At 59.5% G+C, this 21,430-nt stretch carries 19 protein-coding genes and 3 tRNA genes; 17 read left to right on the top strand and 5 right to left on the bottom strand.

Annotated features, from left to right (window positions below):
• Positions 1 to 28 precede the first annotated feature (28 nt).
• Complete coding sequence (locus FCL40_RS11340) at positions 29 to 2,050, bottom strand: cytochrome c3 family protein (protein ID WP_136853413.1); 2,022 nt, start codon at positions 2,048 to 2,050, stop codon at positions 29 to 31.
• Positions 2,051 to 2,560: 510 nt separating this feature from the next.
• Between FCL40_RS11340 and FCL40_RS11335 the strand changes: the two genes are divergently transcribed.
• Genes FCL40_RS11335 through FCL40_RS11325 form a run of 3 tightly spaced genes read left to right on the top strand, consistent with a single transcriptional unit; the run spans position 2,561 to position 5,446 of the window.
• Positions 2,561 to 4,462, top strand: coding sequence for a heme lyase CcmF/NrfE family subunit (locus FCL40_RS11335; protein ID WP_169307089.1), 1,902 nt, complete (start codon positions 2,561 to 2,563; stop codon positions 4,460 to 4,462).
• Complete coding sequence (locus tag FCL40_RS11330; protein WP_136853411.1) at positions 4,459 to 4,848, top strand: cytochrome c-type biogenesis protein; 390 nt, start codon at positions 4,459 to 4,461, stop codon at positions 4,846 to 4,848. The genes FCL40_RS11335 and FCL40_RS11330 overlap by 4 nt, the downstream gene beginning before the upstream one ends.
• A 1-nt stretch (position 4,849) precedes the next feature.
• Entirely contained in the window at positions 4,850 to 5,446 is a 597-nt protein-coding gene (locus FCL40_RS11325) for a TlpA family protein disulfide reductase (protein WP_136853410.1), read from the top strand.
• A gap of 64 nt (positions 5,447 to 5,510) precedes the next feature.
• On the opposite strand, the gene FCL40_RS11320 is transcribed toward FCL40_RS11325, so the two are convergent.
• Positions 5,511 to 6,719 (bottom strand): winged helix-turn-helix domain-containing protein, encoded by a 1,209-nt coding sequence (locus FCL40_RS11320; RefSeq protein WP_169307088.1) that lies wholly within the window; start codon positions 6,717 to 6,719, stop codon positions 5,511 to 5,513.
• A 377-nt stretch (positions 6,720 to 7,096) separates the two neighbouring features.
• Here FCL40_RS11320 and FCL40_RS11315 point away from each other — a divergent pair.
• Positions 7,097 to 7,172: transfer RNA gene (locus FCL40_RS11315), tRNA-Phe, on the top strand.
• Positions 7,173 to 7,528: 356 nt separating this feature from the next.
• On the opposite strand, the gene FCL40_RS11310 is transcribed toward FCL40_RS11315, so the two are convergent.
• Positions 7,529 to 8,032, bottom strand: coding sequence for a prolyl-tRNA synthetase associated domain-containing protein (locus FCL40_RS11310; RefSeq protein ID WP_136853408.1), 504 nt, complete (start codon positions 8,030 to 8,032; stop codon positions 7,529 to 7,531).
• Between the two features lie 144 nt (positions 8,033 to 8,176).
• Between FCL40_RS11310 and FCL40_RS11305 the strand changes: the two genes are divergently transcribed.
• The 7 genes from FCL40_RS11305 to FCL40_RS11275 all read left to right on the top strand — a co-directional run bounded on the left by FCL40_RS11305 (position 8,177) and on the right by FCL40_RS11275 (position 13,897).
• Positions 8,177 to 8,252, top strand: a tRNA-Phe gene (locus tag FCL40_RS11305).
• Positions 8,253 to 8,833: 581 nt separating this feature from the next.
• Positions 8,834 to 8,909: transfer RNA gene (locus tag FCL40_RS11300), tRNA-Phe, on the top strand.
• A 498-nt stretch (positions 8,910 to 9,407) separates the two neighbouring features.
• The gene (locus tag FCL40_RS11295; protein WP_169307087.1) at positions 9,408 to 9,938 is read left to right on the top strand and encodes an outer membrane beta-barrel protein; all 531 of its coding nucleotides are present in this window, start codon (positions 9,408 to 9,410) and stop codon (positions 9,936 to 9,938) included.
• A gap of 125 nt (positions 9,939 to 10,063) precedes the next feature.
• Positions 10,064 to 10,693, top strand: a complete 630-nt coding sequence (locus tag FCL40_RS11290) for a glutathione S-transferase family protein (RefSeq protein WP_136853406.1) — start codon at positions 10,064 to 10,066, stop codon at positions 10,691 to 10,693.
• 281 nt (positions 10,694 to 10,974) lie between these two features.
• On the top strand, positions 10,975 to 12,864 hold the full coding sequence (locus FCL40_RS11285) for a DEAD/DEAH box helicase (protein WP_136853405.1): 1,890 nt from the start codon (positions 10,975 to 10,977) through the stop codon (positions 12,862 to 12,864).
• A gap of 77 nt (positions 12,865 to 12,941) precedes the next feature.
• Positions 12,942 to 13,463, top strand: coding sequence for a phosphatase PAP2 family protein (locus FCL40_RS11280; RefSeq protein ID WP_136853404.1), 522 nt, complete (start codon positions 12,942 to 12,944; stop codon positions 13,461 to 13,463).
• A gap of 8 nt (positions 13,464 to 13,471) precedes the next feature.
• A complete protein-coding gene (locus tag FCL40_RS11275) occupies positions 13,472 to 13,897 on the top strand; it encodes an HIT domain-containing protein (protein ID WP_136853403.1) in 426 nt (141 codons plus the stop codon).
• A 6-nt stretch (positions 13,898 to 13,903) separates the two neighbouring features.
• Here the strand turns inward: FCL40_RS11275 and FCL40_RS11270 are convergent, their stop codons facing one another.
• On the bottom strand, positions 13,904 to 14,449 hold the full coding sequence (locus FCL40_RS11270; protein ID WP_136853402.1) for a YaeQ family protein: 546 nt from the start codon (positions 14,447 to 14,449) through the stop codon (positions 13,904 to 13,906).
• A 316-nt stretch (positions 14,450 to 14,765) separates the two neighbouring features.
• On the opposite strand from FCL40_RS11270, the gene fkpA reads away from it, so the two are divergent.
• Both fkpA and FCL40_RS11260 read left to right on the top strand, forming a co-directional pair.
• The gene (fkpA, locus tag FCL40_RS11265) at positions 14,766 to 15,521 is read left to right on the top strand and encodes an FKBP-type peptidyl-prolyl cis-trans isomerase (RefSeq protein WP_136853401.1); all 756 of its coding nucleotides are present in this window, start codon (positions 14,766 to 14,768) and stop codon (positions 15,519 to 15,521) included.
• Between the two features lie 64 nt (positions 15,522 to 15,585).
• On the top strand, positions 15,586 to 16,278 hold the full coding sequence (locus FCL40_RS11260; RefSeq protein WP_136853400.1) for an MOSC domain-containing protein: 693 nt from the start codon (positions 15,586 to 15,588) through the stop codon (positions 16,276 to 16,278).
• Between the two features lie 73 nt (positions 16,279 to 16,351).
• Here the strand turns inward: FCL40_RS11260 and FCL40_RS11255 are convergent, their stop codons facing one another.
• Positions 16,352 to 16,552 (bottom strand): hypothetical protein, encoded by a 201-nt coding sequence (locus tag FCL40_RS11255; RefSeq protein ID WP_136853399.1) that lies wholly within the window; start codon positions 16,550 to 16,552, stop codon positions 16,352 to 16,354.
• Positions 16,553 to 16,653: 101 nt separating this feature from the next.
• Between FCL40_RS11255 and FCL40_RS11250 the strand changes: the two genes are divergently transcribed.
• From FCL40_RS11250 to FCL40_RS11235, 4 genes are all read left to right on the top strand, one after another.
• Positions 16,654 to 17,658: a BMP family lipoprotein gene (locus FCL40_RS11250; protein ID WP_136853398.1), complete on the top strand. Its 1,005-nt coding sequence runs from the start codon at positions 16,654 to 16,656 to the stop codon at positions 17,656 to 17,658.
• A gap of 87 nt (positions 17,659 to 17,745) precedes the next feature.
• Entirely contained in the window at positions 17,746 to 19,323 is a 1,578-nt protein-coding gene (locus FCL40_RS11245) for an ABC transporter ATP-binding protein (RefSeq protein WP_136853397.1), read from the top strand.
• On the top strand, positions 19,320 to 20,438 hold the full coding sequence (locus FCL40_RS11240) for an ABC transporter permease (protein ID WP_136853396.1): 1,119 nt from the start codon (positions 19,320 to 19,322) through the stop codon (positions 20,436 to 20,438). Before FCL40_RS11245 ends, FCL40_RS11240 begins: the two co-directional genes overlap by 4 nt.
• Positions 20,439 to 20,441: 3 nt before the next feature.
• A complete protein-coding gene (locus FCL40_RS11235; RefSeq protein ID WP_136853395.1) occupies positions 20,442 to 21,407 on the top strand; it encodes an ABC transporter permease in 966 nt (321 codons plus the stop codon).
• Positions 21,408 to 21,430: the final 23 nt, after the last annotated feature.

Genomic DNA, 21,430 nt, shown 5'->3' with positions numbered 1-21,430 from the left:
CCGGTTGCCCGGGGGCCCTTAGGGTTGGTTACTTCTTGTCGTAACCGGCGTCATCCATGATGGCCTGAGCCTCCTGAACGTAGATCCAGGCGTCGTTCATCATGCGCTGCGCCATGGAGGGTCCGTGGACACCCCAGGAGCCGTCCTTCTCGATCTTGGCGGCGGACTCACGGGCCTTGTCGACCATCATCAGCACCTTGGCCTTCTCGGAAACGGACAGGCGGGTCACGTTCATCAGCTCGTCGATACGCTCAAGCTGCTTGACCACCTTGGCATGGGTCTCCTTAACGGGCTCCTGCCACTCCATCACTTCACCGTAGATCTCCTTCTGGTCTTCGAAGTGCAGGCCTTCGTCGAGCTCAGACTGGAACTGGCTGTGACAGCCCTTGCCACTGACCACGGTGCGGTCCAGGGCAGAGGTGCGGGCACAGGTCCACATCAGATCCAGGTAGGAGTAGCCATCCTCATCCTGAGCCACGGTCCAGCCCTTGGTAGCCGAGGTGCGAGGCTTGCCTTCCGGTGGATTCAGAGTCTTCTTGGTGGGAGAGACCTTGATGTTCCAGATGTGGGATGCACGCACGTTGTCGAAGCCAGCCTCATCGGGGAACTGGATGGCGGTGAACTTCTCACAGCTGCCCATGTTGGGCATATGGCAAGAGGAACACTCCGACTCGCCGTGGGGCTTGGAGCTGGCGTGGAACTCGGCCTGGGTCTCGTGGCAGTCGGCACACACCTTCTTGATCTTGGTCTTGGTCACGTGGGACAAGAAGCTACCGTCGGTGACCTCGTGAGGATCGTGACAGGTGGTACAACGCATACCCTTGTCATAGTGGGCAGAGTTGAACATCTGGCCACCTTCGGTACCGCAGGAGGGGCAGGCGCCCTTCATCTTCACGGTAAAGGCGTCTTCCGGCTTGGCATTGGGGCCTTCGGCCATCTCCGCCACATAGTTGAAGCGCTGGTGGCAGCGTTCACAGTTGGAAGGCATGCCGCCGCCAACCCCACCGTCGAGGTGAGCACCGGCGCCGTGACACTCTTCACAGGCAATGCCCTTGGAGATGGTGTGTTCACGCAACTTCTTGGGATCACCCAGGGCATCGAAGTACTCCTGCTTGTTCTGGAAATCGAACTTGAAGGTGTGGCACACCTCGCAGTAGGAGGAGGCAGGCTGGAACAGGAACATCTTGTCCTTCTTGGCGCCGTAGGAGTTCACACCCCATACGTCGGAGCCGGAGCTGCCAAACTCCTCCATCACCGCCGGGAACTCGGGGATCACTTCCTTGATTTCACGGGCCTTCTCCGGAGTCAGGAAGGTGAGCCAGTTGACGGAGAACTGGTTACCACCGGCGTGCAGGGTACCGGTACCGTCCTTCAGCAGACCATCCTTGACGTGGTAGGAACCCCGCACCAGCCAGGCATCGATGAAGCCATACTTGGTCCTTGGGGTACCGATCACCGCGTAGATGGCGTCCTCGGTAATCCCCTGGGGCAGGATCGGCACGTCGGTGCCAAACATCCCCTTCTTCAGATCACCACCGGCTTCCACCACCTCGTCGGGGAAGCGTACGGTCTTGGCGTGACGGGATCGCTTCCACTTCTCATACTGAACGCCGTGGCATTCGCCGCACTTCTCCGGACCGATAAACTTATTGGGGTAGTCCAGGATGGACTTGGCACCCAGACGGTACTGAACCGCCATGGGGCGGCCTATCTTGTCGCTGTAGTCCTCCGAGTTGCCGGTGTGCAGATACTCCTCACCGCGGTCGGAGATGTGGGGTTTACCCACCATCCGGCCTTCAGGGGCGTAGGTCTTGAACACCGGGTGATTCTCAAACAGGAAGTCCCACAACTCCTTCTCCTGGATGATGTAGTCATGCAGGGTCTTGACCCCCTTCGCCTCTTCGGTCCCATCCGGGTTGGCGAAGATCATCTGAGCCTGGGGGGACTGCTTGTAGCCCTGGTCGCTCTTGGCGGCGTCCGCCGCGACCGCTGAACCGGTCCACACACAGACCAGAGCGGCTAACGACGCCTTTAATTTCCAGCCTTTCATCATTATCTCCTACAAAAGGGTTTTTTATTTCTTGCTTGGCAATGCTTTTTGTCTCCAAGCCTGTCGCCAAATAAGTTTGGTAATTGCAAGAAACGCAGTAGATAACAACAGAAGAATTGATGGAAAAGTTGGAGTTAAAGCACAAATCGGATTCGCTTTATAGCCTCAAGAGCAGCCCCGGCACAAATTACCAATAAATACCCACGAAAACATAAACTTAACCCAAGGGTTCGGGTGGCCAAATTTAGGGTTTTCGAGTACTTTTCAGCAGATGAAAGGGCTAAAAAAAGATAAAAAGAGAATGTTTTACCCAAGAATAACCAGTAATTGCACCCCGGATCACAGACAGGGCAAAGTCGACAAAAAGTGATTCAACAACCAATTAAACAACAAATATTCCTGGGTCACAAAATTAATTTAACAGCAAGGAAAGCCTAATTTATCAGTGGTAGAGTCATATTTAAACTTATGCAGATAACCTCGCCCCCTTAGGATCCCCGGAGGCTGATTGTGATTCCAGAGATAGGCCACTTTCTACTGATTCTGGCAACCGCCAGCACCCTGCTGTGCGGACTGTTCCTGCTGGCATGGGAGCGTCCTGCCGAGCTCTATCTCAACCACTATGTGCGCCCACTGTCGCAGCTCAGTGCCCTGCTGGCACTGGCCGCCACCGCCACCCTGATCTACAGCTTCCTGGCCGATGACTTTTCCGTGGCCTATGTGGCCAATCACTCCAACAGTCACCTGGCCTGGTTCTACAAGGTCGCGGCCCTGTGGGGAGGCCATGAGGGTTCCATGCTGTTCTGGGCCCTGGGTCTGACCCTGGTGACCGCCATCGTCGGCAGTCGCCCCCATCACCCCCACCGCTTCGCCAGCCGCGCCGCCTCGATACTGGCCCTGCTGAGCTTTGGCTTCCTGCTGTTTATCCTGCTGACCTCCAACCCCTTCGACCGCCTGCTGCCGGCGGTGCCCGTCGAGGGACGGAATCTCAACCCCATGCTGCAGGATATTGGCCTGATTCTCCATCCGCCCATGGTGTTCGGTGGCTACGTGGCCCTGGCGGTGCTGTTCGCCGGGGCGGTCACCGCCCTGGTCCGAGGTTATCTCAGGGGGACGGAGCTTGCCTGGCTGAGGCGCTGGAATCTGCTGGCCTGGTTTATGCTGACCCTGGGCAACCTGTTCGGCTCCTGGTGGGCCTATAACGAGCTGGGCTGGGGCGGCTGGTGGTTCTGGGATCCGGTAGAGAATGCCTCCTTTATCCCCTGGCTGCTCAGCACCGCCCTGCTGCACACCCTCTACTTGGCTCGCACCCAGAATGCCATGCTCCTGACCAGCGTGATGCTTTGCCTGGGCGGCTTTATCGTCAGCCTGGTCGGCACCTTCCTGGTGCGCTCCGGCATCATCCAGTCGGTGCACGCCTTCGCCTCCGATCCACAGCGGGGCAGTGGCGTCCTTATCCTGCTGCTGGCCACCGCACTGCCGGCCCTGACGCTGCTGGCCTGGCAGGCTCCGGTGATGCGCCGCAGCAGCCCGCTCGGCGGCCAAAGCCGTCACAGGCTGTTGATGGTGGGCTCTCTGCTGCTGGTGGTGGCCGCGCTGTCGGTGCTGCTGGGCACCTGTTACCCCTTCATCTACGCCGCACTGGACCTGGGCAGCATCTCCGTGGGCGCCCCCTACTTCAACACGGTGTTTATCCCCATGGCGCTGCTCTGTTGTGTATCGATGGGCTGGGTGATCCTCCCTCCCCACACCACCACCGGGCTCAAGGGCACTCTGCTGGCCCTGTGTGCCATAGGGTCTGCCCTGCTGACGCTCTACAGCGGCAGCGACCGCCCCGACTGGATGTGGATGGGACTTCTGTCAGCCTCCTGGACCCTGGTCGCGCTGACGCTCAGTGGCCATCACCACTGGCAGCAATCCAGGTTTGACCTGAGTCTGGCGCCCTGGCTGGCCCACCTCGGCGTCGCCCTCTTTGTGCTGGGGGCCACGGTGCTGACCCACTACGAGGAGGCGGTGATGGTGCGCATGGGACCGGGTAATGGCCGCACCCTGGCGGGCTATACCGCAGTGTACGAACAGACCCTGGAGATCCGCGAGCGCGCCTACCAGGCCAGTGAAGCCGTTATTCGCCTTGACTCTGAAAGTGAGCAAGGGCTTACCTACATCACCCCGCAGCGACGTACCTATCTGGATGACCGCAGCGAGGTCTCCATCGCCGGGGTGTACCACTCGCCGCTGTCGGACCTCTACATCTCCATGGGCCCGGCCATCAATCAGGAGCAGTTCCTGGTGCGCATCAGCCATAAACCCTGGGTACGGCTGCTTTGGCTCGGGGGCCTGCTCTGCGCCTTCGGTGGCCTGCTGGCCTGGCGCCGCAGTCGCACCACCCACTATCAGGAGTACAACCCATGAGACTGGTTCTGCTTCTCTGCCTGTCATTGATCGGTTTGCCGAGCTCAGCCTTGGACGGCGAGGTCAGTGATCTCGGCGTTCGGGTTGAGCGCCTGGCTGGCCAGCTGCGCTGCCCGGCCTCGATCAACCAGACCCTGGCAGAGTCCGAAGCCGCCATCGCCTTTGAACTCAAAGGGCTGATCGCCCAGAAACTCAGGGAGGGACAGCAGGAGGAGCAGATTGTCCAATACCTGGTGGAGCGCTATGGCCAACAGATCCGCTACCAGCCCGGCCTGGACGGCGCCACCGCGCCGCTGTGGCTGATACCAATGCTGCTGGTGGCCCTGCTGATGATGATGCTGATCTGGCCCCGCAGGCTTCGCCGTCCACCCGGACTAGGAGAGTAAGATGAAACCCCAGACCCTGACCGCCGCCCTGTTCACCGCCCTGCTGGCCCTGCCCCAGGCGGAGGCTTCCAACCTGGAAAAGGTCTACAGCACCGGCGACCCCATCCCCAAACCGATGATCATGAACAAATTCGTCGAGTTCACCAATGCACGTAAGCCGCCGGAACTGATCTTCCACGCCCGCGACGGTGCGCCGGTGTCGATGAACCGCCACCTGGGCAATCTGACCCTGGTCAACATCTGGGCCAGCTGGTGCGGCCCCTGTATCAAGGAGCTGCCCGCCCTGGAGCAGATGGAGCAGGCGTATCAGGACAAACCGCTGGCCGTGGTGCCTGTCTCCATCGACGAGCAGAGCCCGGAAGAGGTATACAAGATTCTGGCCAACTACCGGCTGGAGGGCATCGATACCCTGTTCGACGCCGACCACAGCATGCACGGGGTGATGCCGGTGAACGTGGTGCCCGCCACCTATGTGCTAGACGGCAGTGGCAACATTGTCGGCTTCGTCCGTGGCTACCTGGACTGGCAGGATCCTCAGGTGGCGCCCTATCTGGATAAGCTGATCGCCAAGTACAGTTCCGGCCAACCACAAGGCTGACTAGCGTCCACGAAAAGGGCGGCCTTGTGGCCGCCCTGGTTGTACCTGCCGGCAGCGTCTCCGGCTACATCGCCATGGTGGACTTCTTCATCCACGCCAGAGAGTAGCCATAGAAGGGGATCACCCAGGCGGCGGAGTGCTCATCCTGGTAGAAGCGGTAGAAGTAGAGCGGCTCCTCAGACAGGCTCTGACGGCGCAGTTCACGATAGAACGGCAGGGCCGCCTGAGTCACCTTTTCCGGCTTGAGCAGGTTGCGCGACTGAGTCTCCACCTTGAATACGTCCACCTGGTGACCGCCTATTTTGGCGGAATAGCGGGTAAACTCCCCCTCGAAGTTGTACTTGATGGGCGAGGTCAGGCAATCCTGGTCGGTGATGCAGAAAGAGGCGAAGAACAACCCCTTGGACTCATCCTTGTAGACCATGGAGATGTTGTGATCCACCCTCACCAGCAGTTGGTCGTTCCTGGGGAAGTAGACGTCTGCGCTGTACATGTGCTCGGTCAGTTCACCCTGATGGAAGGGCACACTGGGCAGCTCGATGCGGTTGTACCTGATGCGCTGCTCCATGATCTTGGCCAGCTCGAAGAACACCGGCAGATCCATCTTCACCTTCTCCATGGTGGGGAAGTTGATGTTGATGATGTCTTTGCCCGGACACTCACCGTCAAACCCGGGACAGATGGAGATGGAGTCGGTCTTGCCATCTGTCAGGGCAAACGCCTTGTAATCCTTAATGATGGAACGGTTCGAACTGGTATCGAAGTGACGCTGCCAGCGCGCCAGCTCCGGCCCTGCCTGGTCGCTGGATGCCAGCAGTTCGGTAGGGCCGACCTCGCTGCCGATACGCAGCTCACCCTGCTCTATCCAGCTCCAGTCACTGACGGAGCTGCTGACGTACAGACGTGGCAGCAGTTGATATACCAGAGCCGCGACCACCAGGGTGGCGGCAATGGCACCGATGGCGACCAGGGGAGTGGCTTTTCGCCTCGTGGGTCTGGGTGCGGCGTCGGCTCCGTTCGCTTCCTCGAGCTGCTCCTCGGAGGCCGGACGTGAACTGCCCACCACCACCTGATACCCGCGGCGGGCCACCGTCTTCAGGTTGACTTCGGAGAAGGGCTCAAGCTTCTTACGCAGGGTGCTGACACACTGAATCAGCGATGAGGGGGCAACCACCCTATCTGGCCACCCCTCCTGTAGCAGCACCTCCTTGGTGCAAATCTCGTCCTGGTGTTGCATCAGATAGCTGAGTACTGCGGCCTCGGCAAAAGACAACTTAATCTCTTCGGAGGATCTCGTATCTATCAAGCAAAGATGCTGATTATCCAGTACCAGATAAGGGGTTATCTGTATTGTTTTCACTGTACTTGCCTGGTTTGAGTTAGAGAGTCACTCTCGGGCACTGTTGCCGCCCTAAAATAGTTTTACAATCAACAACTATTATGCCGCTTGCCCCCACGGGTTCCTGTGATGATTTTCGCATAAACCAAGTCGGTATTGGTGCAGTTGGCCGGGGTGTGAACCCCGTTGCCTTACGGGGTTGACTGTATGACGCCCCTGAGATACCGGTGGCTCTTTTTTCGGCAAACGCTTCATCCTGGACTAAAATCGTTTGACCTTTCTTCCCGGCCGCCGTTTAATAGCCGTCCACCGCCTCGATAGCTCAGTTGGTAGAGCAGGGGATTGAAAATCCCCGTGTCCCTGGTTCGATTCCGGGTCGAGGCACCATATTGAAGAGCCCTGAACGCAAGTTCGGGGCTTTTTCGTATTAGCCGTTGTGCCAACGGCGTCTCCCTGACCTGGCCGGTCGCACCTAGGCGGCCCCGAACCCTTCCGGAGCGAGGCAACTAAGTGCTGTTCCCTGCCCTTGCACAATCTCGTCTCCCCGGCGAAGGCCGGGGTCCAGTGGCTTTTCTGGACTTCTCCTGAAAAAACCAAATATCAGCAATCACCCCCCTTGAATTCCCCCTTGGCAGGAGAGACAAAGAGGTAAATTCACCTCGCGGCAACTGCCGTGGGCCACAGCCATCCAGCAAATGTCAATTGCCAGTACAGTCAGACCACATGAGCCAATACTCCAGCTCTTAAGCACCAACTTCTGGAATTTCAAGAATCTCTGGTTTATGACCTACCAGGTTCAGGAAGCGCTCCACATTGGGCTGAGACAGTACCAGGGTGACGGTATTGATCAGTGGATGACACTGAAACGCTTGGCCATTCCAAATATCTGCATCCAACCACAGTTCCACTTTATGCTCAGGGTCGTTCACCAGGGCCAGCAGAGAAACGTGGCCAGGGGTGATCCCCAGAAACCTCTGCATTCGCTCAGTTGAAGCAAATCCCAGCCGGCTGATCTTCAACTCCCGGGAGAGTTTCTTCAGGTCCACCGCCTTGTCAGCACGGGTGATCAGCAGGAAGTGGCGCTTGCCATAGTTATCTCTTAAGAACAGGTTTTTAAGCCTCTGGCCAGGGCGGTGCAACTTCAGTCTGTCCGCTTCAGTGCAATTCTCCAGCGGGGGGTGTTCAAAGCGTTCATACTCGATGAGGTGTTGACTCAGCAGTGCCTCGATATCCATCACATCTTTCATTTCGACATCCAGAACACAACCATAAAGAAGCCCTCTTCCCGAGTCCAGGGAGCAGTCACCATGAGCAATTTTCCAGCAGACAGCCAGCCTAAGGAAAAAAACGGTTGACTCACCTGCCCTAAATCCGTTTAATACACCCCCGTCGCCTCGATAGCTCAGTTGGTAGAGCAGGGGATTGAAAATCCCCGTGTCCCTGGTTCGATTCCGGGTCGAGGCACCATTTTAAGAGAAGGCTCTGATGGAAACATCGGAGCCTTTTTTCGTTTCTGCGAGCTGTTAAAGCCCGAGCAAGGTGCCCAACCCGGTAATCTCACGTCACTTCGCTTTGACTAGGCTCCCCGTCCGATGACCGCCGCAAGCGGCGTTACTGCGTTGCCGGGGCGAAGCGAGGCACCATCATAGAGAGCCCTGAACGCAAGTTCGGGGCTTTTTGCATCTGCCTTGGTTCCAGCGGCACACTGCCCTTTCGCACCCTCCTCTCCCCGGTGAACACCGGGGGCCAGTGGCTTTATGCTCCTGGCACGAAAAACCCGGAATGCCCTCAGTCACAGACGCAGGATACCGGCGTTCGCCCGCCTGACGGTGCCGAGGGAAGCGGTAGGGCCTTGAGCCAACTGGATGTCCTCCCCGCGCCCAGTGAATAGCAGAAGTGCAGCCTACTTAAGCCTGACCGTAAAAGCCCCAAAGCTCGCCAAAACAAGGGTGATTTACCGCCACAAAAGCCAAAGATTCACCAGTTGACCATCTTTGTCCGCTTGGATGTTGACTTGCCTTAGTGAAATCCGTTTAATACGCCCCGTCGCCTCGATAGCTCAGTTGGTAGAGCAGGGGATTGAAAATCCCCGTGTCCCTGGTTCGATTCCGGGTCGAGGCACCATCTTACGAAGCCCTGGACACAAGTTCGGGGCTTTTTCGTATCTGCCTTGGTTCCAGCGGTGCACGGCCCTTTCGCACCACCGTCTCGCCGGTGAACACCGGGGCCAGTGGCTTTATGTTCCCTGAACGGAAAACCCGGAATGCCCGCGGTCGCAGACGCTGGCTACCGGCGTTCGCTGGCATGACGATGCCAGGAGAAGCGGTAGGGGCCCGAGCCAACTGGCTGTGGTCCCGCTCCCCGGCGACTAGAAATGCCCCCCCGCCCTGTGTACCTTCGCCTCCCCGATGTGCTCTCCGGCTCTGCCCAAACACCCGACCACCGAAGATCTCCGTCCCGGGGCGCCAAGCGGAATGACTCTCTGCCCCTGCGCGCCGAATTTGTATTTATCCACTGCTTTACTACGCTCAAACAGCGCCAATCATAAGGCGCCAAGAGTCGGAAACTGCGCAGGAGATCGATTGCGCCCAATTCAGGAACATCCTACAGATGGAGATGATGATGAATCGTATAAACGCGGTGTGGTTATGCCTGCTTTTCTTCCTTGTAGCCGGCACGGCTCAGGCCAAGGATGAGGGCTTCTACCTGGGAGCCTCTCTCGGTTCCGCCACCATAGAGCAGGAGGGCTCGGACCCGGATCTGGGTGACTTCAATTTCGATGAGGATGATTTTGCCTGGAAGATCTTCGGCGGTTATCAGTTCAACGGACTGCTGGCCATTGAGGGGGGCTATGTTGATCTGGGCTCCCCCTCCGATTCAGGCTCCGAGGTCGACCCCTACGGCCTGGATCTGTTTGCCGTAGCCGGCATCCCCCTGGGGCCGATGCGGGTGTTCGGCAAGCTGGGAGGCATCTACTGGGACTCCGATCTCACCCAGGATGGTGACAAGATCTCAGATGATGGCTTTGATGTCGCCGCCGGCGCCGGCCTGGAGTTTGAGCTGGGCAGCTTCGCCCTGCGCGGCGAGGTGGAGTATCTCGATGTCCTCGATGGCACCTGGATGTACACCATCGGCGCCACCGTTACCTTCTGATCCCGGTCTCTCCCCTGCAGCGAACCCCATGGCGGGGTTCGCTGCCCCAGCTTCCTCTCCCTGTTGCCAACTCCCCGTTCAGCCACTAGCTTAAACAGCGGTCATTCAAAGGATAGGACGAGCCCATGATCACCCTGTACGGCTTTCCCCGGAGCCGCTCCCTGCGTATCTCCTGGTTACTCGAGGAGCTGAATCTGGAGTGGCGCTACTCCCTGGTGGACTTCAACCAGGGGGAACACCGCAGCCCCGAGTTCCTCTCCATCAACCCGGCCGGCAAGGTGCCGGCCCTGGTCGATGGAGAGCTGGTGCTGCTTGAATCCGGGGCCATCAGCCTGCACCTGGCCCAGAGATACGGCCCCCACTGGTTGCCCGAACCGGGCAGCGACGAAGCCGCCCGCCACAATCAGCTACTGTTCTTTAGCCTGTGCGAGTTGGAACAACCCCTGTGGACCATGGGCAAGCACAGGTTTGCCCTGCCCGAGGAGCGGCGGGTCCCGGCGGTACTGGAGACCGCCGCCTGGGAGTTCTCCCGGGCCGCCTCGTTGATGGACCGCTGGGTACCGGAGCGAGGCTATCTGCTGGGCGAGCAGCCAAGGGTAGCGGACATCCTGCTCACCCACACCCTCAACTGGGCCCACGGCTTCAAACAGCCCCTGCCCGACAAGCTGGACAGCTACCGCCTGAGGGTGTCACAGAGGCCGGCGCTGGCCCGCGCCATGCAGCGCGAAACGGAGGCGCTTCCCAGCAACAAGTGACCCACTCTTCGTAACAACGGCTAAAATCCGAAGGGATTTCAGCCTGTTTGGCGATAAATTTGGCTAGGTTCAATTTTCTTTGCCGCTTTTTTCATCAAAACACTTGCTTTTGCTCCTACAAGGAGTAATATGCGCGCCCTCGGGATCTATCTCCCATATTGGGAGGCTATTAGCGCCACACAACGTCTGCCGGCCAGGGCGGCTCTAAATGGGTTGTTGTTTGGGCTAATGCCTCGTTGCTCTGATTCGCAGCCAAGCTGCGACAACCTGACTGGATTTACATGTCTGATACCACTATTGATTTCGCTGGCTTAAATCTGCCGGCTCCTCTGCTTGCGGCCGTAACTGACCTGGGCTTCACTGCCCCCACGCCGATTCAGGCCCAAGCCATCCCTTACATGATTGAGGGCAACGACATTCTGGGTGAAGCCCAAACAGGCACCGGCAAAACCGCTGCCTTCGGCCTTCCCGGACTGGCCGGCATAGATCCCAGCCAGCGTCACATCCAGATGCTGGTGTTGGCCCCGACCCGCGAACTGGCGATTCAGGTTGCCAAATCCCTGGAAGAGTTTGCTGTCAACCTGCGCGGTCTGCGCGTAACCACCCTGTACGGCGGTCAGCCCTACGGCCCTCAGCTGCGCGACCTCGAGCGGGGCTGCCAGGTTGTGGTCGCCACCCCCGGCCGCCTGATGGACCACATTCGCCGCGGTAGCATCGACCTGGAGAGGGTTAGCTGCTGCGTGCTGGATGAAGCCGACGAGATGCTCAACATGGGCTTCCTCGAGGATATCGAGTGGATCCTGGAGCACCTGGACTCCGAGACCCAGATGGCGCTGTTCTCCGCCACCATGCCTCAGCAGATCCGTCGTATCGCCCAGCGCTTCCTGAAAGATCCCAAGCACGTCAAGATCGCGGCCGACGTCAACACCAAGGCCAACATCACCCAGAAGGCGTGGAAGGTCACCGGCGTCTCCAAGCAGACCGCCCTGGAACGTCTGGCGGAAACCCTGCCCTATGACGCCATGATCGTCTTCGTGCGTACCCGTGGTGACACCGTGGATCTGGCCGCCCACCTCAACGGCCTGGGCTTCAAGGCCTCCGCCCTTAACGGCGACATGAGCCAGCAGCAGCGTGAGCACACCGTTGCCCAGTTGCACAAGGGCCGCATCTCCATCCTGATCGCCACCGACGTGGTTGCCCGTGGCCTGGATGTGCCCCGCATCACCCACGTGGTGAACTACGACCTGCCCATGGACGCCGAGTCCTATGTACACCGTATCGGCCGTACCGGCCGTGCCGGTCGTGAAGGTGAAGCGATCCTGTTCGCCCGCCCCCGCGAAATGCGTCTGCTGCGCACCTATGAGCGCCAGACCAAGGGCACCATCATCCCTATGGACCTGCCTAGCGCTGAAGAGCTGGGCCGTCACCGGGTTGGCCGCCTGCAGGAGGAACTGACCACCTGCATCGACGAGCGTGACCTGGAAGAGCTGAAGGGGATGCTCACCGAGATGGCCGAGAAGACCGAAAAGGACATTCTCAGCCTGGCCGCCGCCCTGCTGTTCGAGCGTCAGCGCAAGAAGCCGCTGAAGCCCAAGCCGGATCCGGAGCCCCGTTTCGAGCGCCGCGAACGTTCCGAGCGCCGTGACCGCGACGGTGATGATCGTCGTCCACGTCGCGACAACATCAATTTCGACACCTACCGTCTGGCCGTTGGCCGCGAGCACGGTGCCCAGGTGAAGGACATCGTTGGTGCCCTGGCCAACGAGCTGCAGCTGGAGAGCCGTCTCATCGGCCAGATTCGCCTGTTCGATGCCCACACTCTGGTACAGCTGCCTCAGAACATGCCTCCTTACGTTCAGAACGACATGCGTAAGATTCGCATCCGCAACCGCCAGATCGACGGTCAGATCACCTCTGAGCAGATCCCGCCTCGGGATCGTGATGACAGCCGCCGCCCTCGCCGCAACGACGGCGAGTTCCGTGGCCGCCGCGACGGTGAGTTCCGTCCGCGTCGCAACGATGGCGAGTTCCGACCACGCCGCAACGACGGCGAATTCCGGGGTCGCCGCAATGACGGTGAGTTCCGTGGCCGTCGCGAAGATGGAGAGTTCCGTGCACGTCGTAACGACGGCTACCAGGGCAAGCGTCAGCGTCGCGACGTCAACGACTGACAGCGGCTGAGCGGTGCCATTCCGCTCACCGCCCGGGTCTGATAAGCTGCCCTCCTGCTTGGAGGGCAGCTTTTTTTATGAAGAAAATCTTTTTATCTCTGGCTTTTATCGCCAGCTTCAATGCCAATGCCTCGTTTACCGAGAGCAGCAGCGACCTGCTGGAGTTCGCCCTGCCCGCGGCAGCGGCCTCCATCGCCTACTTGGTGGAGAGGGACGGCGAAGGGCTGGAACAATTTGGCTACAGCCTGGGGGCCACCGTCCTGACCACCTATGCCCTTAAAACCGCGGTGGACAAGGAACGCCCCAACGGCAAGGACGATGACGCCTTTCCCAGCGGCCACGCCGCCCTCACCTTCTCCAGCGCCGGCTTCCTGCACCGCCGCTACGGCTGGCAGTATGCCCTGCCCGCCTATCTACTGGCGGGCTACACCGGCTATGCCCGGGTCCAGACCGATAACCATGAGGTGGTGGATGTACTGGCGGGCGCCGCCATCGGCCTGGCATTCAACCACTTTATCGTATCACCCCACCCGGATCTGGCCATCGCACCCTATTATGATGGGGAGACCGCCGGCATCGTGGGTCAATTTACCTTCTAGGAGCGACTATGTTTGAGCTGCATGAAAGGCTGGAGCAGGACTCCATGCTGATTGGGCATCTTAATCTGTGCCAGGTACGGCTGTCGAAAGACGCCCGCTACCCCTGGCTTATCCTGATTCCTGAGCGAAATGACATCAAGGAGATCCACCATCTGGGTAACGCGGATCAACGACTGCTGATGCAGGAGTCCTGTCAGGTGGCACAGGTGATGGAAGCGGTACTCAGCCCGGATAAGATCAATGTGGCCTCCCTGGGCAACATGGTGCCCCAGCTGCACCTGCACCACGTGGCCAGGTTCGCCAGCGATGACGCCTGGCCCGGCCCCATCTGGGGAGCCCATCCGGCGCTGCTGGAGTCGGAGCATGAACTGGAGCAGAAGAGCCACCAATGGCAGCAGTGGCTCTCCCGCGTCGAAGGCTTTGTGGTTGGCTGATATCGCTTAGCCGGCGCGCTGGCGGCACTCCGGTTCCACGGAGATGGAGCCGGTTTCGGTGGAGAGCATGCACTGGCCATCCATGATGTTGGCCTGCAGACGGATATTGCGGTCCGCCAGATCCGCCAGACCGTTGAATGCCTCATCGGACAGGCTCCAGATGGTCAGGTTGTGGTATCGGGCCAGGTTGCTCCGGTTCTGCTGCCACCATACCTGGGCGGAGCGCTCACCATAGTTGAACAGCACCACCTGCCTGGCCCGGGAGCAGGCCTTTTTCAGGCGCTTCTCATCAGGCTGACCCAACTCTATCCACAACTCGATCTCACCGGCATCGTTCTTCAGCCACAGCTCCGGCTCATCGTCGGCACACAGCCCCTTGCTAAACTCCAGCCTCTCTTCGGCGTACATGCACCAGGCCAGCAGCCGCACCATCAACCGGCCATCGGTTTCAGAGGGGTGGCGGGCCAGGGTCAGGCTTTCACTCAGATATTGGTGGCGGTCCATATCCGCCAGCTCCACGTGGGCGCGGAACACCGTCGCTTTCAGGGCCATCAGTTCTCAATTCCAGTTTGGGTAGAACAACCGCAGGAGTGTACCAGCTATTGGGGCCCGATAAGCTATGGAGAGCATTTTTCCGTTTGCCTCCGCCCAAAATGGCAACAGCCCCCCCCGGTATATAGGAGAGATATGACCGTTAACCACCACGATTTGCAACCCAGATCCCACTGACGACGATCCCCCCTTCCTGAGCGGCGTTGCCGGGAACCCTGTCGCGAATCTCCGGTCATACCCCCTGTTTAGATGAATAACCCTTGCATAAAGGGCAGTTAGCCCCAATAGTAGATGGGATGTTTTTAGGGAGAATCCAATGCGCACTCTTTTCAAGTTTGGCCTGGTAGCCGCGGCCGTCGCCCTGGCCGGCTGTCAGGATAAGGCCCCCGAGGCCGATGTACAGCTGACCACCGAAGATCAGAAGATCGCCTACGCCATCGGCGCCTCTTTCGCCGGCAACCTGGCCAGCAGCCTGGACCAGCTCAATGAGCTGGAGATCACCGTAGACCGTGCCCTGGTTCTCGAAGGGATCAAGGCGGGCCTTGCCGGCAGCAACAAGCTGACCGAAGAGGAGATGAACCAGCTGCTGCAGGCGTTCGACGGCAAGATCGCCGAAGCCGCCAAGGCCAAAGAGGCCGCCGAATCTGCCGCCGTGAAGGCAGAGGGTGAGGCCTTCCTGGCGGAAAACGCCAAGAAAGAGGGCGTGCAGGTGACCGACTCCGGTCTGCAGTACAAGGTGATTACCCAGGGTGAAGGCGCCAAGCCTGCCGCCACCGACACCGTCGAGGTGCACTACCGCGGCACCCTGATCGACGGCACCGAGTTCGATTCCTCCTACAAGCGCGGCGAGTCCATCAGCTTCCCCCTGAACGGGGTGATCAAGGGCTGGACTGAGGGTCTGCAGCTGATGAGCGTCGGTTCCAAGTATGAGCTGTACATCCCCTCCGACCTGGCCTACGGTGAGCGTGGCGCCGGCCAGTCCATTCCCGGTAATGCCGCCCTGGTCTTCGAGGTGGAGCTGCTGGGCATCCCCTCCCAGGAGGAACAGGAGATGGGCACCGAAGAGCAGTAAGCTTCGCCCAACAGAACAGGCGCCTCAGGGCGCCTTTTTCATGCCACTCGGCTCAGGAGGCCAGATGATTCTTTTAACCGGCACCCGCCGCCCCTTTGGCGACGGCCACAGCGCCATCCACAAAGTGCCCGCTTCGGCCCCGCTGTTCTGCACCACCCTGGGACTGCCCGGAGACGAGGTGGCCGACCCCAGGTTCCATGGCGGTGCGGACCGGGCCCTTCATTACTACCCGGCGGAACATTATCAGTTCTGGTCCCACTACTGGCATAGCCTGGATCTTGCGCCCTCCCCCTCCCCGTTCCAGGCCGGGGCCTTCGGCGAGAACCTCTGCGGCCATGGCTGGAGCGAACACGACGTCTGTGTCGGCGACCGCTTCCGCCTGGGCGATACCTTGCTTGAGGTGAGCGAGCCCCGCTGCCCCTGCCATAAGCTCAATACCCGCTTTGACTACAGCCAGATGGCCCTGCAGGTTCAACTGACCCACCGCTGCGGCTGGTTCTTCAGGGTCATTGAAGAGGGAGCGATCGCCCCGGCGGATCCCCTGGAGCGGGTGGAGCAGGATCCCCGCAGGCTGACCCTGGCCAGGTGCAACACCATCCTTTATGGCCAGCCCTTCAATCGCAACGACCTCAGCTTGCTGGCACAGCATCCCAGGCTCACTCCTGTGTGGCGAAACCATGCAAAACGCTGGATTGAGACCGGAGTGGCCGGCGGCTGGCGCAAGCGTCTTTTCAGTCATCCGGCCACCTCTCAGTAGCAATGGACCGACCACTGGATTGCCTGGCCAGCCCAATCAACTCGGTAATGACTGCATGGTGTAAAACTTCGTTTTAAACACCCAAAATTGACATGAACACAACTGGCAAAAGCGCAAATACCTCCACCATAAATGGGGGTTTTTTAGTAATTTTACCACGAACGATGTTTTTTCCGTCAGTCACTTTCAGAGCAAAATAAACGTAAAATCGACGATTATTTAACCGCCAATCAAAAACAACGTGACCGGCATCACACAAGCCAAGGTAAGTCATACTCGCCGCTTGATGACGGGGCAGTGTCGTTATATGGCTGTGACATCAACTTTTCTGAGTAAAAGTTGCTTAAAGAAAATTACTACAATCGCGAGGACACGATGATGAAAGCAATTGCCTCTACTGCGGCCGCAGTAACTCTGGCTCTGACATCTTTCGTCGCTGGCGCAGCAGACTTCAAACCTGCCGTGGCCTACGACGTAACAGGTAAGTACGACAAATCCTTCAACCAGGCCGTTTTTGAAAATGGTGTAACCCAGTTCAACAACGACAAAGGGATGAAGATCCGTGAGTTTGAACCTGCCAACGATGCTCAGCGCGAACAGGGCCTGGAGCGCCTGGCCAAGCGTGGCTTCAACCCCATCGTCGTGGTCGGCTTCATGTACGGCACCGCCCTGGAAAAGGTGGCCAAGAAGTACCCCGACAGCCAGTTCGTCATCATCGACTCCGTTGTAGACCTGCCCAACGTTAAGTCCATCGTATTCAAGGAGCACGAAGGTTCCTTCCTGGTCGGCGCCCTGGCGGCGATGAAGTCCGAGTCCAAGAAGCTGGGCTTCGTTGGCGGCATGGATATCCCTCTGATCCGTAAGTTCGCATGCGGCTACGAGCAGGGTGCCAAGTACGTCACCAAGGACGCCGAGGTCTACCAGAACATGACCGGCTCTACCGTGGCTGCCTGGAACGATCCCGCCCGTGGCTCCGAGCTGGCCAAGTCCCAGTTCACCAAGGGTGCCGACGTGGTGTTCGCCGCCGCCGGTGGTACCGGGGTCGGCGTTTACCAGGCCGCCAAAGACGAAGGCAAGTTCGCCATCGGCGTTGACTCCAACCAGAACTACCTGCACCCGGGGGTAATGCTGACATCCATGGTCAAGCGTGTTGGCCTGGCCACCTACGAGATGTTTGCCGACGCTCAGAACGGCAAGTGGGACGCCGGCATCAGCGCCCTGGGTCTGAAAGAGAACGGCGTAGGCTGGGCCCTGGATGACTACAACCGCTCCCTGGTGACTCCCGAGATGGAGCAGCAGCTGAACGACATCGCCGCCAAGATCAAGTCTGGCGACATCGTGGTTCACGACTACATGAGCGACAACACCTGTAAGTACTAAGCTTACCGCTCCAAACCCGGAGAGGTCCGCCTCTCCGGGCTTTTCCCCTCCCAGCATCTCATGCCAGATAGCAAAGAGAACTCTGCTATGTCAGATCGAACTGAAAAACCGTTCGCCCTGGAACTAAAAGGCATCGACAAACGTTTCGGCGATGTACACGCCAACAACAATATCGACCTTCAGGTCCCCGCAGGGACCATCCATGGCATCATCGGCGAGAACGGCGCCGGTAAATCCACCCTGATGAACATCATCTACGGCTTCTACGAAGCCGACAAAGGCGAAATTTTGGTGGATGGGAAGAAGTGCAGCATCAAGACCTCCCGGGCCGCCATCGAAGCGGGCATCGGCATGGTGCACCAGCACTTCATGCTTGTAGACAACTTTACCGTACTTGAGAACGTAGTCCTGGGCGCTGAGGAAGGCGCAATGCTGGCAGGGAGCCTGACCAAAGCCCGTAAAGAGCTGACTCGTCTCGCCAAGGAGTATCAGCTGGACGTCCCCCTGGACGCCCTGGTTGAGGAGCTGCCCGTGGGCCTGCAGCAGCGAGTGGAGATCCTCAAGGCGCTCTACCGTGGGGCTCGCATCCTGATCCTGGATGAACCCACCGGGGTGCTCACCCCCCAGGAAACCGATCACCTGTTCCGCATCCTCGATGCCCTGCGCGATCAAGGGGTAACCATCCTGCTAATCACCCACAAGCTGCGGGAAATTCTCGCCGCCACCGACAATGTATCGGTGATGCGTCAGGGCGCCATGGTCTCTCACGTGGTCACCAAGGAGACCAACAAAGAGGAGCTGGCGGAACTGATGGTGGGTCGCAAGGTGCGCCTGAAGGTGGACAAAGAGGAAGCCAAGCCCAAGCAGATCCTGCTCAAGACCGAGGATCTGCGCGTGGTGGACAGCCGCGGCGTAGAGCTGCTCAAGAGCGTCAATATCGAACTCAAGGCCGGTGAGGTCGTGGGTATCGCAGGTGTATCCGGCAACGGCCAGTCCGAGCTGATGGAGGTGTTAAGCGGCTTACTCACCCCCACCAGCGGCAAGGTGGTTATCGGCGACACCACTATCTCTGCAGAAGCCCCCAGCGATCCTGCCGCAGTGCGGGAGATGGGTGTGGCGCACGTACCTGAAGATCGTTTGGCCATGGGTCTGGTCAAGCCCTTCACCGCCAAAGAGTCCGCCCTTCTGGGCTACCACGAGCAAGAGAAGTACAACGGCAAGGTTCTTACCAAGACAGGGGTCATTGAGTCTGAGTGTAAGCGCCTGATGGATGAGTGGGATGTGCGGCCGCGCAACCCCAATCTGCGCAGTTCTCTGTTCTCCGGAGGTAACCAGCAGAAGCTGATCATCGCCCGTGAGGTGGATCAGAACCCGGACGTTCTGCTGGTGGGTCAGCCTACCCGTGGTGTGGACATCGGTGCCATCGAATTCATTCACAAGCGCCTTATCGAGCTGCGCGACGAAGGCAAGGGCGTGCTGCTTGTCTCCGTCGAGCTGGATGAGATCCTCTCCCTGTCCGACCGCATCATCGTGATGTTTGACGGACAGGTGGTGGGCGAAGTCCAGGCTGACAAGGCCAATGAACGGATTCTGGGCATGATGATGGCCAACGTTATTCCAGATGAATTGAAACAGGCCAGAGTGGCCGAAGGAGATGCAGCGTGAGCGACTCCAAAATGCCGGCGTGGGCCAATGTAGGCCTGCTGCCGTTGTTGAACGTCACCCTGGCGTTCGCCGTATCCGCCTTGGTATTCATGTTTATTGGCATCGACCCTGTCGAAGCCGCCGAGGTGATGATCTACGGTGCCCTGGGCTACGAAGAGGGTATTGGTTACACCCTGTTCTACGCCACCAACTTTATCTTCACCGGCCTGTGTGTGGCCCTGGCGTTCTCCGCCGGGCTGTTCAACATTGGTGGTGAGGGTCAGGCCTACATCGGTGGCCTGGGCGTGGGTCTGGCCTGTCTGGCCCTGGACTCTGCCCTGCCCTTCTGGGCCCTGCTGCCCATCACCATGCTCTCCGGCATGGTGTTCGGTGCCCTGTGGGCACTGATCCCCGGCTACCTGCAGGCCTACCGCGGTTCTCACATCGTGATCACCACCATCATGTTCAACTTCATCGCATCCTCGCTGATGGTGTACCTGATGGTGAACGTGCTGAAACTGGACGGCCAGATGGCACCGGTTTCCCGCGTGTTTGAACAGAGTGCCCAGCTGCCCTTCATGCATGAGATCATGGGCTGGTTTGGCATCACCATCGAAGAATCTCCGCTGAACCTGGCGTTCATCATCGCCCTGCTGACCGGCTTCTTCCTGTGGGTTCTGCTGTGGCACACCCGCTGGGGCTTTGCCATCCGCGCCATGGGCAGCAATCCGACCGCAGCCCGCTACGGCGGTATTGACCCCAAGAAGCTGACCGTTATCGTCATGCTGATCTCCGGCGCCATGGCCGGCCTGGTAGGCATCAACGAGGTACAGGGCTACTCCGGTCAAATCAAGCTGGACTTCGTGGCCGGCTACGGCTTTACCGGTATCGCCGTGGCGCTGATGGGTCGTGGTCACCCCGTAGGCATCATCCTGGCATCCATCCTGTTCGGCCTGCTGTTCCAGGGGGGGGCCGAGCTGGCGTTCGAATACCCTGAGCTGGACCGTAACATCGTGGTGGTGGTTCAGGCCCTGGTGATCCTCTTCTGTGGTGCCCTTGAGTACATGCTCAAGCCCTACCTGGAGAAGTTCTTCGCCGCTGTTTCATCCAGCAAAAAGCAGACTGCGGAGGCCTAAGCCATGTACGAGAATATTATCCTGATCCTCGACGCCACCCTGCGGGTGTCCACCCCTCTGCTGCTGGCCGCCATGGCCGGCATGTTCTCCGAGCGCTCCGGCGTGGTCAACATCGCCCTAGAGGGTAAGATGCTGGCAGCCGCCTTCGCCGCGGCCGCCACCGCCACCGCCACCGGCAGCGTATGGCTGGGCCTGCTGGCCGCCATCCTGGTGGGCATCTTCATGGCGCTGATCCACGCCTTCGCCTCTGTCACCCACAATGGTGACCAGGTGGTGTCCGGTGTGGCCATCAACATTTTGGCTGCAGGCCTGACCATCACCCTGGGCCGTTACTGGTTCGGCCTGGGTGGTCAGACACCGACCCTGACCGATGATCAGCGCTTCAACCCCATCACCTTCCCCTTTGCCGATGCCCTGGCTGACGTGCCCCTGATTGGCGGTCTCTATTCGACCCTGCTCTCCGGACACAACCTGCTGGTGTACGGCGCCTTCGCCCTGGTGCCTGTGTGCTGGTGGATCCTGTACCGGACCCGCTTCGGCCTGCGCCTGCGTGCCGTGGGTGAAAACCCCCACGCGGTGGACACCGCCGGTATCTCCGTGGCCTGGCTGCGCTACCGTGCCCTGATCATCGCCGGCATCCTCTGCGGCATCGCCGGAGCCTACCTGTCCACCGGTCAGAACGCCGGCTTCGTGCCGAACATGAGTGCCGGTAAGGGCTTTATCGCCCTGGCGGCGCTGATCTTCGGTAAGTGGCGTCCTCTGACCGTGATGCTGGGCTGTCTGCTGTTCGGCTTCCTGGACGCGGTCGCCATCCGCCTGCAGGGTGTGTCCCTGCCCGGCGTGGGCGAGGTGCCGGTTCAGGCCATCGAGGTACTGCCCTACATCCTGACTGTACTGCTGCTGGCCGGCTTCATCGGTCGTTCGGTAGCCCCCAAGTCTGTGGGTGTGCCCTATGTGAAGTCCCGCTGAGGACGGAACCGGAAAGAACAAAC

Origin of the sequence: Ferrimonas sediminicola (genome assembly GCF_005116715.1) — a bacterium.
GTDB lineage: Bacteria > Pseudomonadota > Gammaproteobacteria > Enterobacterales > Shewanellaceae > Ferrimonas > Ferrimonas sediminicola.
Note: the sequence above shows the minus strand (reverse complement) of the source record. Positions and strands in the feature narration are given on the sequence as shown.

Excerpts from the sequence above, each read along its gene's own strand:
- FCL40_RS11340 (WP_136853413.1), bottom strand. The coding sequence starts at position 2,050 with ATGAAAGGCTGGAAATTAAAGGCGTCGTTAGCCGCTCTGGTCTGTGTG.
- FCL40_RS11330 (WP_136853411.1), top strand. The coding sequence starts at position 4,459 with ATGAGACTGGTTCTGCTTCTCTGCCTGTCATTGATCGGTTTGCCGAGC.
- FCL40_RS11325 (WP_136853410.1), top strand. The coding sequence starts at position 4,850 with ATGAAACCCCAGACCCTGACCGCCGCCCTGTTCACCGCCCTGCTGGCC.
- FCL40_RS11310 (WP_136853408.1), bottom strand. The coding sequence starts at position 8,032 with ATGAAAGATGTGATGGATATCGAGGCACTGCTGAGTCAACACCTCATC.
- FCL40_RS11295 (WP_169307087.1), top strand. The coding sequence starts at position 9,408 with ATGAATCGTATAAACGCGGTGTGGTTATGCCTGCTTTTCTTCCTTGTA.
- FCL40_RS11290 (WP_136853406.1), top strand. The coding sequence starts at position 10,064 with ATGATCACCCTGTACGGCTTTCCCCGGAGCCGCTCCCTGCGTATCTCC.
- FCL40_RS11285 (WP_136853405.1), top strand. The coding sequence starts at position 10,975 with ATGTCTGATACCACTATTGATTTCGCTGGCTTAAATCTGCCGGCTCCT.
- FCL40_RS11280 (WP_136853404.1), top strand. The coding sequence starts at position 12,942 with ATGAAGAAAATCTTTTTATCTCTGGCTTTTATCGCCAGCTTCAATGCC.
- FCL40_RS11275 (WP_136853403.1), top strand. The coding sequence starts at position 13,472 with ATGTTTGAGCTGCATGAAAGGCTGGAGCAGGACTCCATGCTGATTGGG.
- FCL40_RS11270 (WP_136853402.1), bottom strand. The coding sequence starts at position 14,449 with ATGGCCCTGAAAGCGACGGTGTTCCGCGCCCACGTGGAGCTGGCGGAT.
- fkpA (WP_136853401.1), top strand. The coding sequence starts at position 14,766 with ATGCGCACTCTTTTCAAGTTTGGCCTGGTAGCCGCGGCCGTCGCCCTG.
- FCL40_RS11260 (WP_136853400.1), top strand. The coding sequence starts at position 15,586 with ATGATTCTTTTAACCGGCACCCGCCGCCCCTTTGGCGACGGCCACAGC.
- FCL40_RS11255 (WP_136853399.1), bottom strand. The coding sequence starts at position 16,552 with ATGACTTACCTTGGCTTGTGTGATGCCGGTCACGTTGTTTTTGATTGG.
- FCL40_RS11250 (WP_136853398.1), top strand. The coding sequence starts at position 16,654 with ATGATGAAAGCAATTGCCTCTACTGCGGCCGCAGTAACTCTGGCTCTG.
- FCL40_RS11245 (WP_136853397.1), top strand. The coding sequence starts at position 17,746 with ATGTCAGATCGAACTGAAAAACCGTTCGCCCTGGAACTAAAAGGCATC.
- FCL40_RS11235 (WP_136853395.1), top strand. The coding sequence starts at position 20,442 with ATGTACGAGAATATTATCCTGATCCTCGACGCCACCCTGCGGGTGTCC.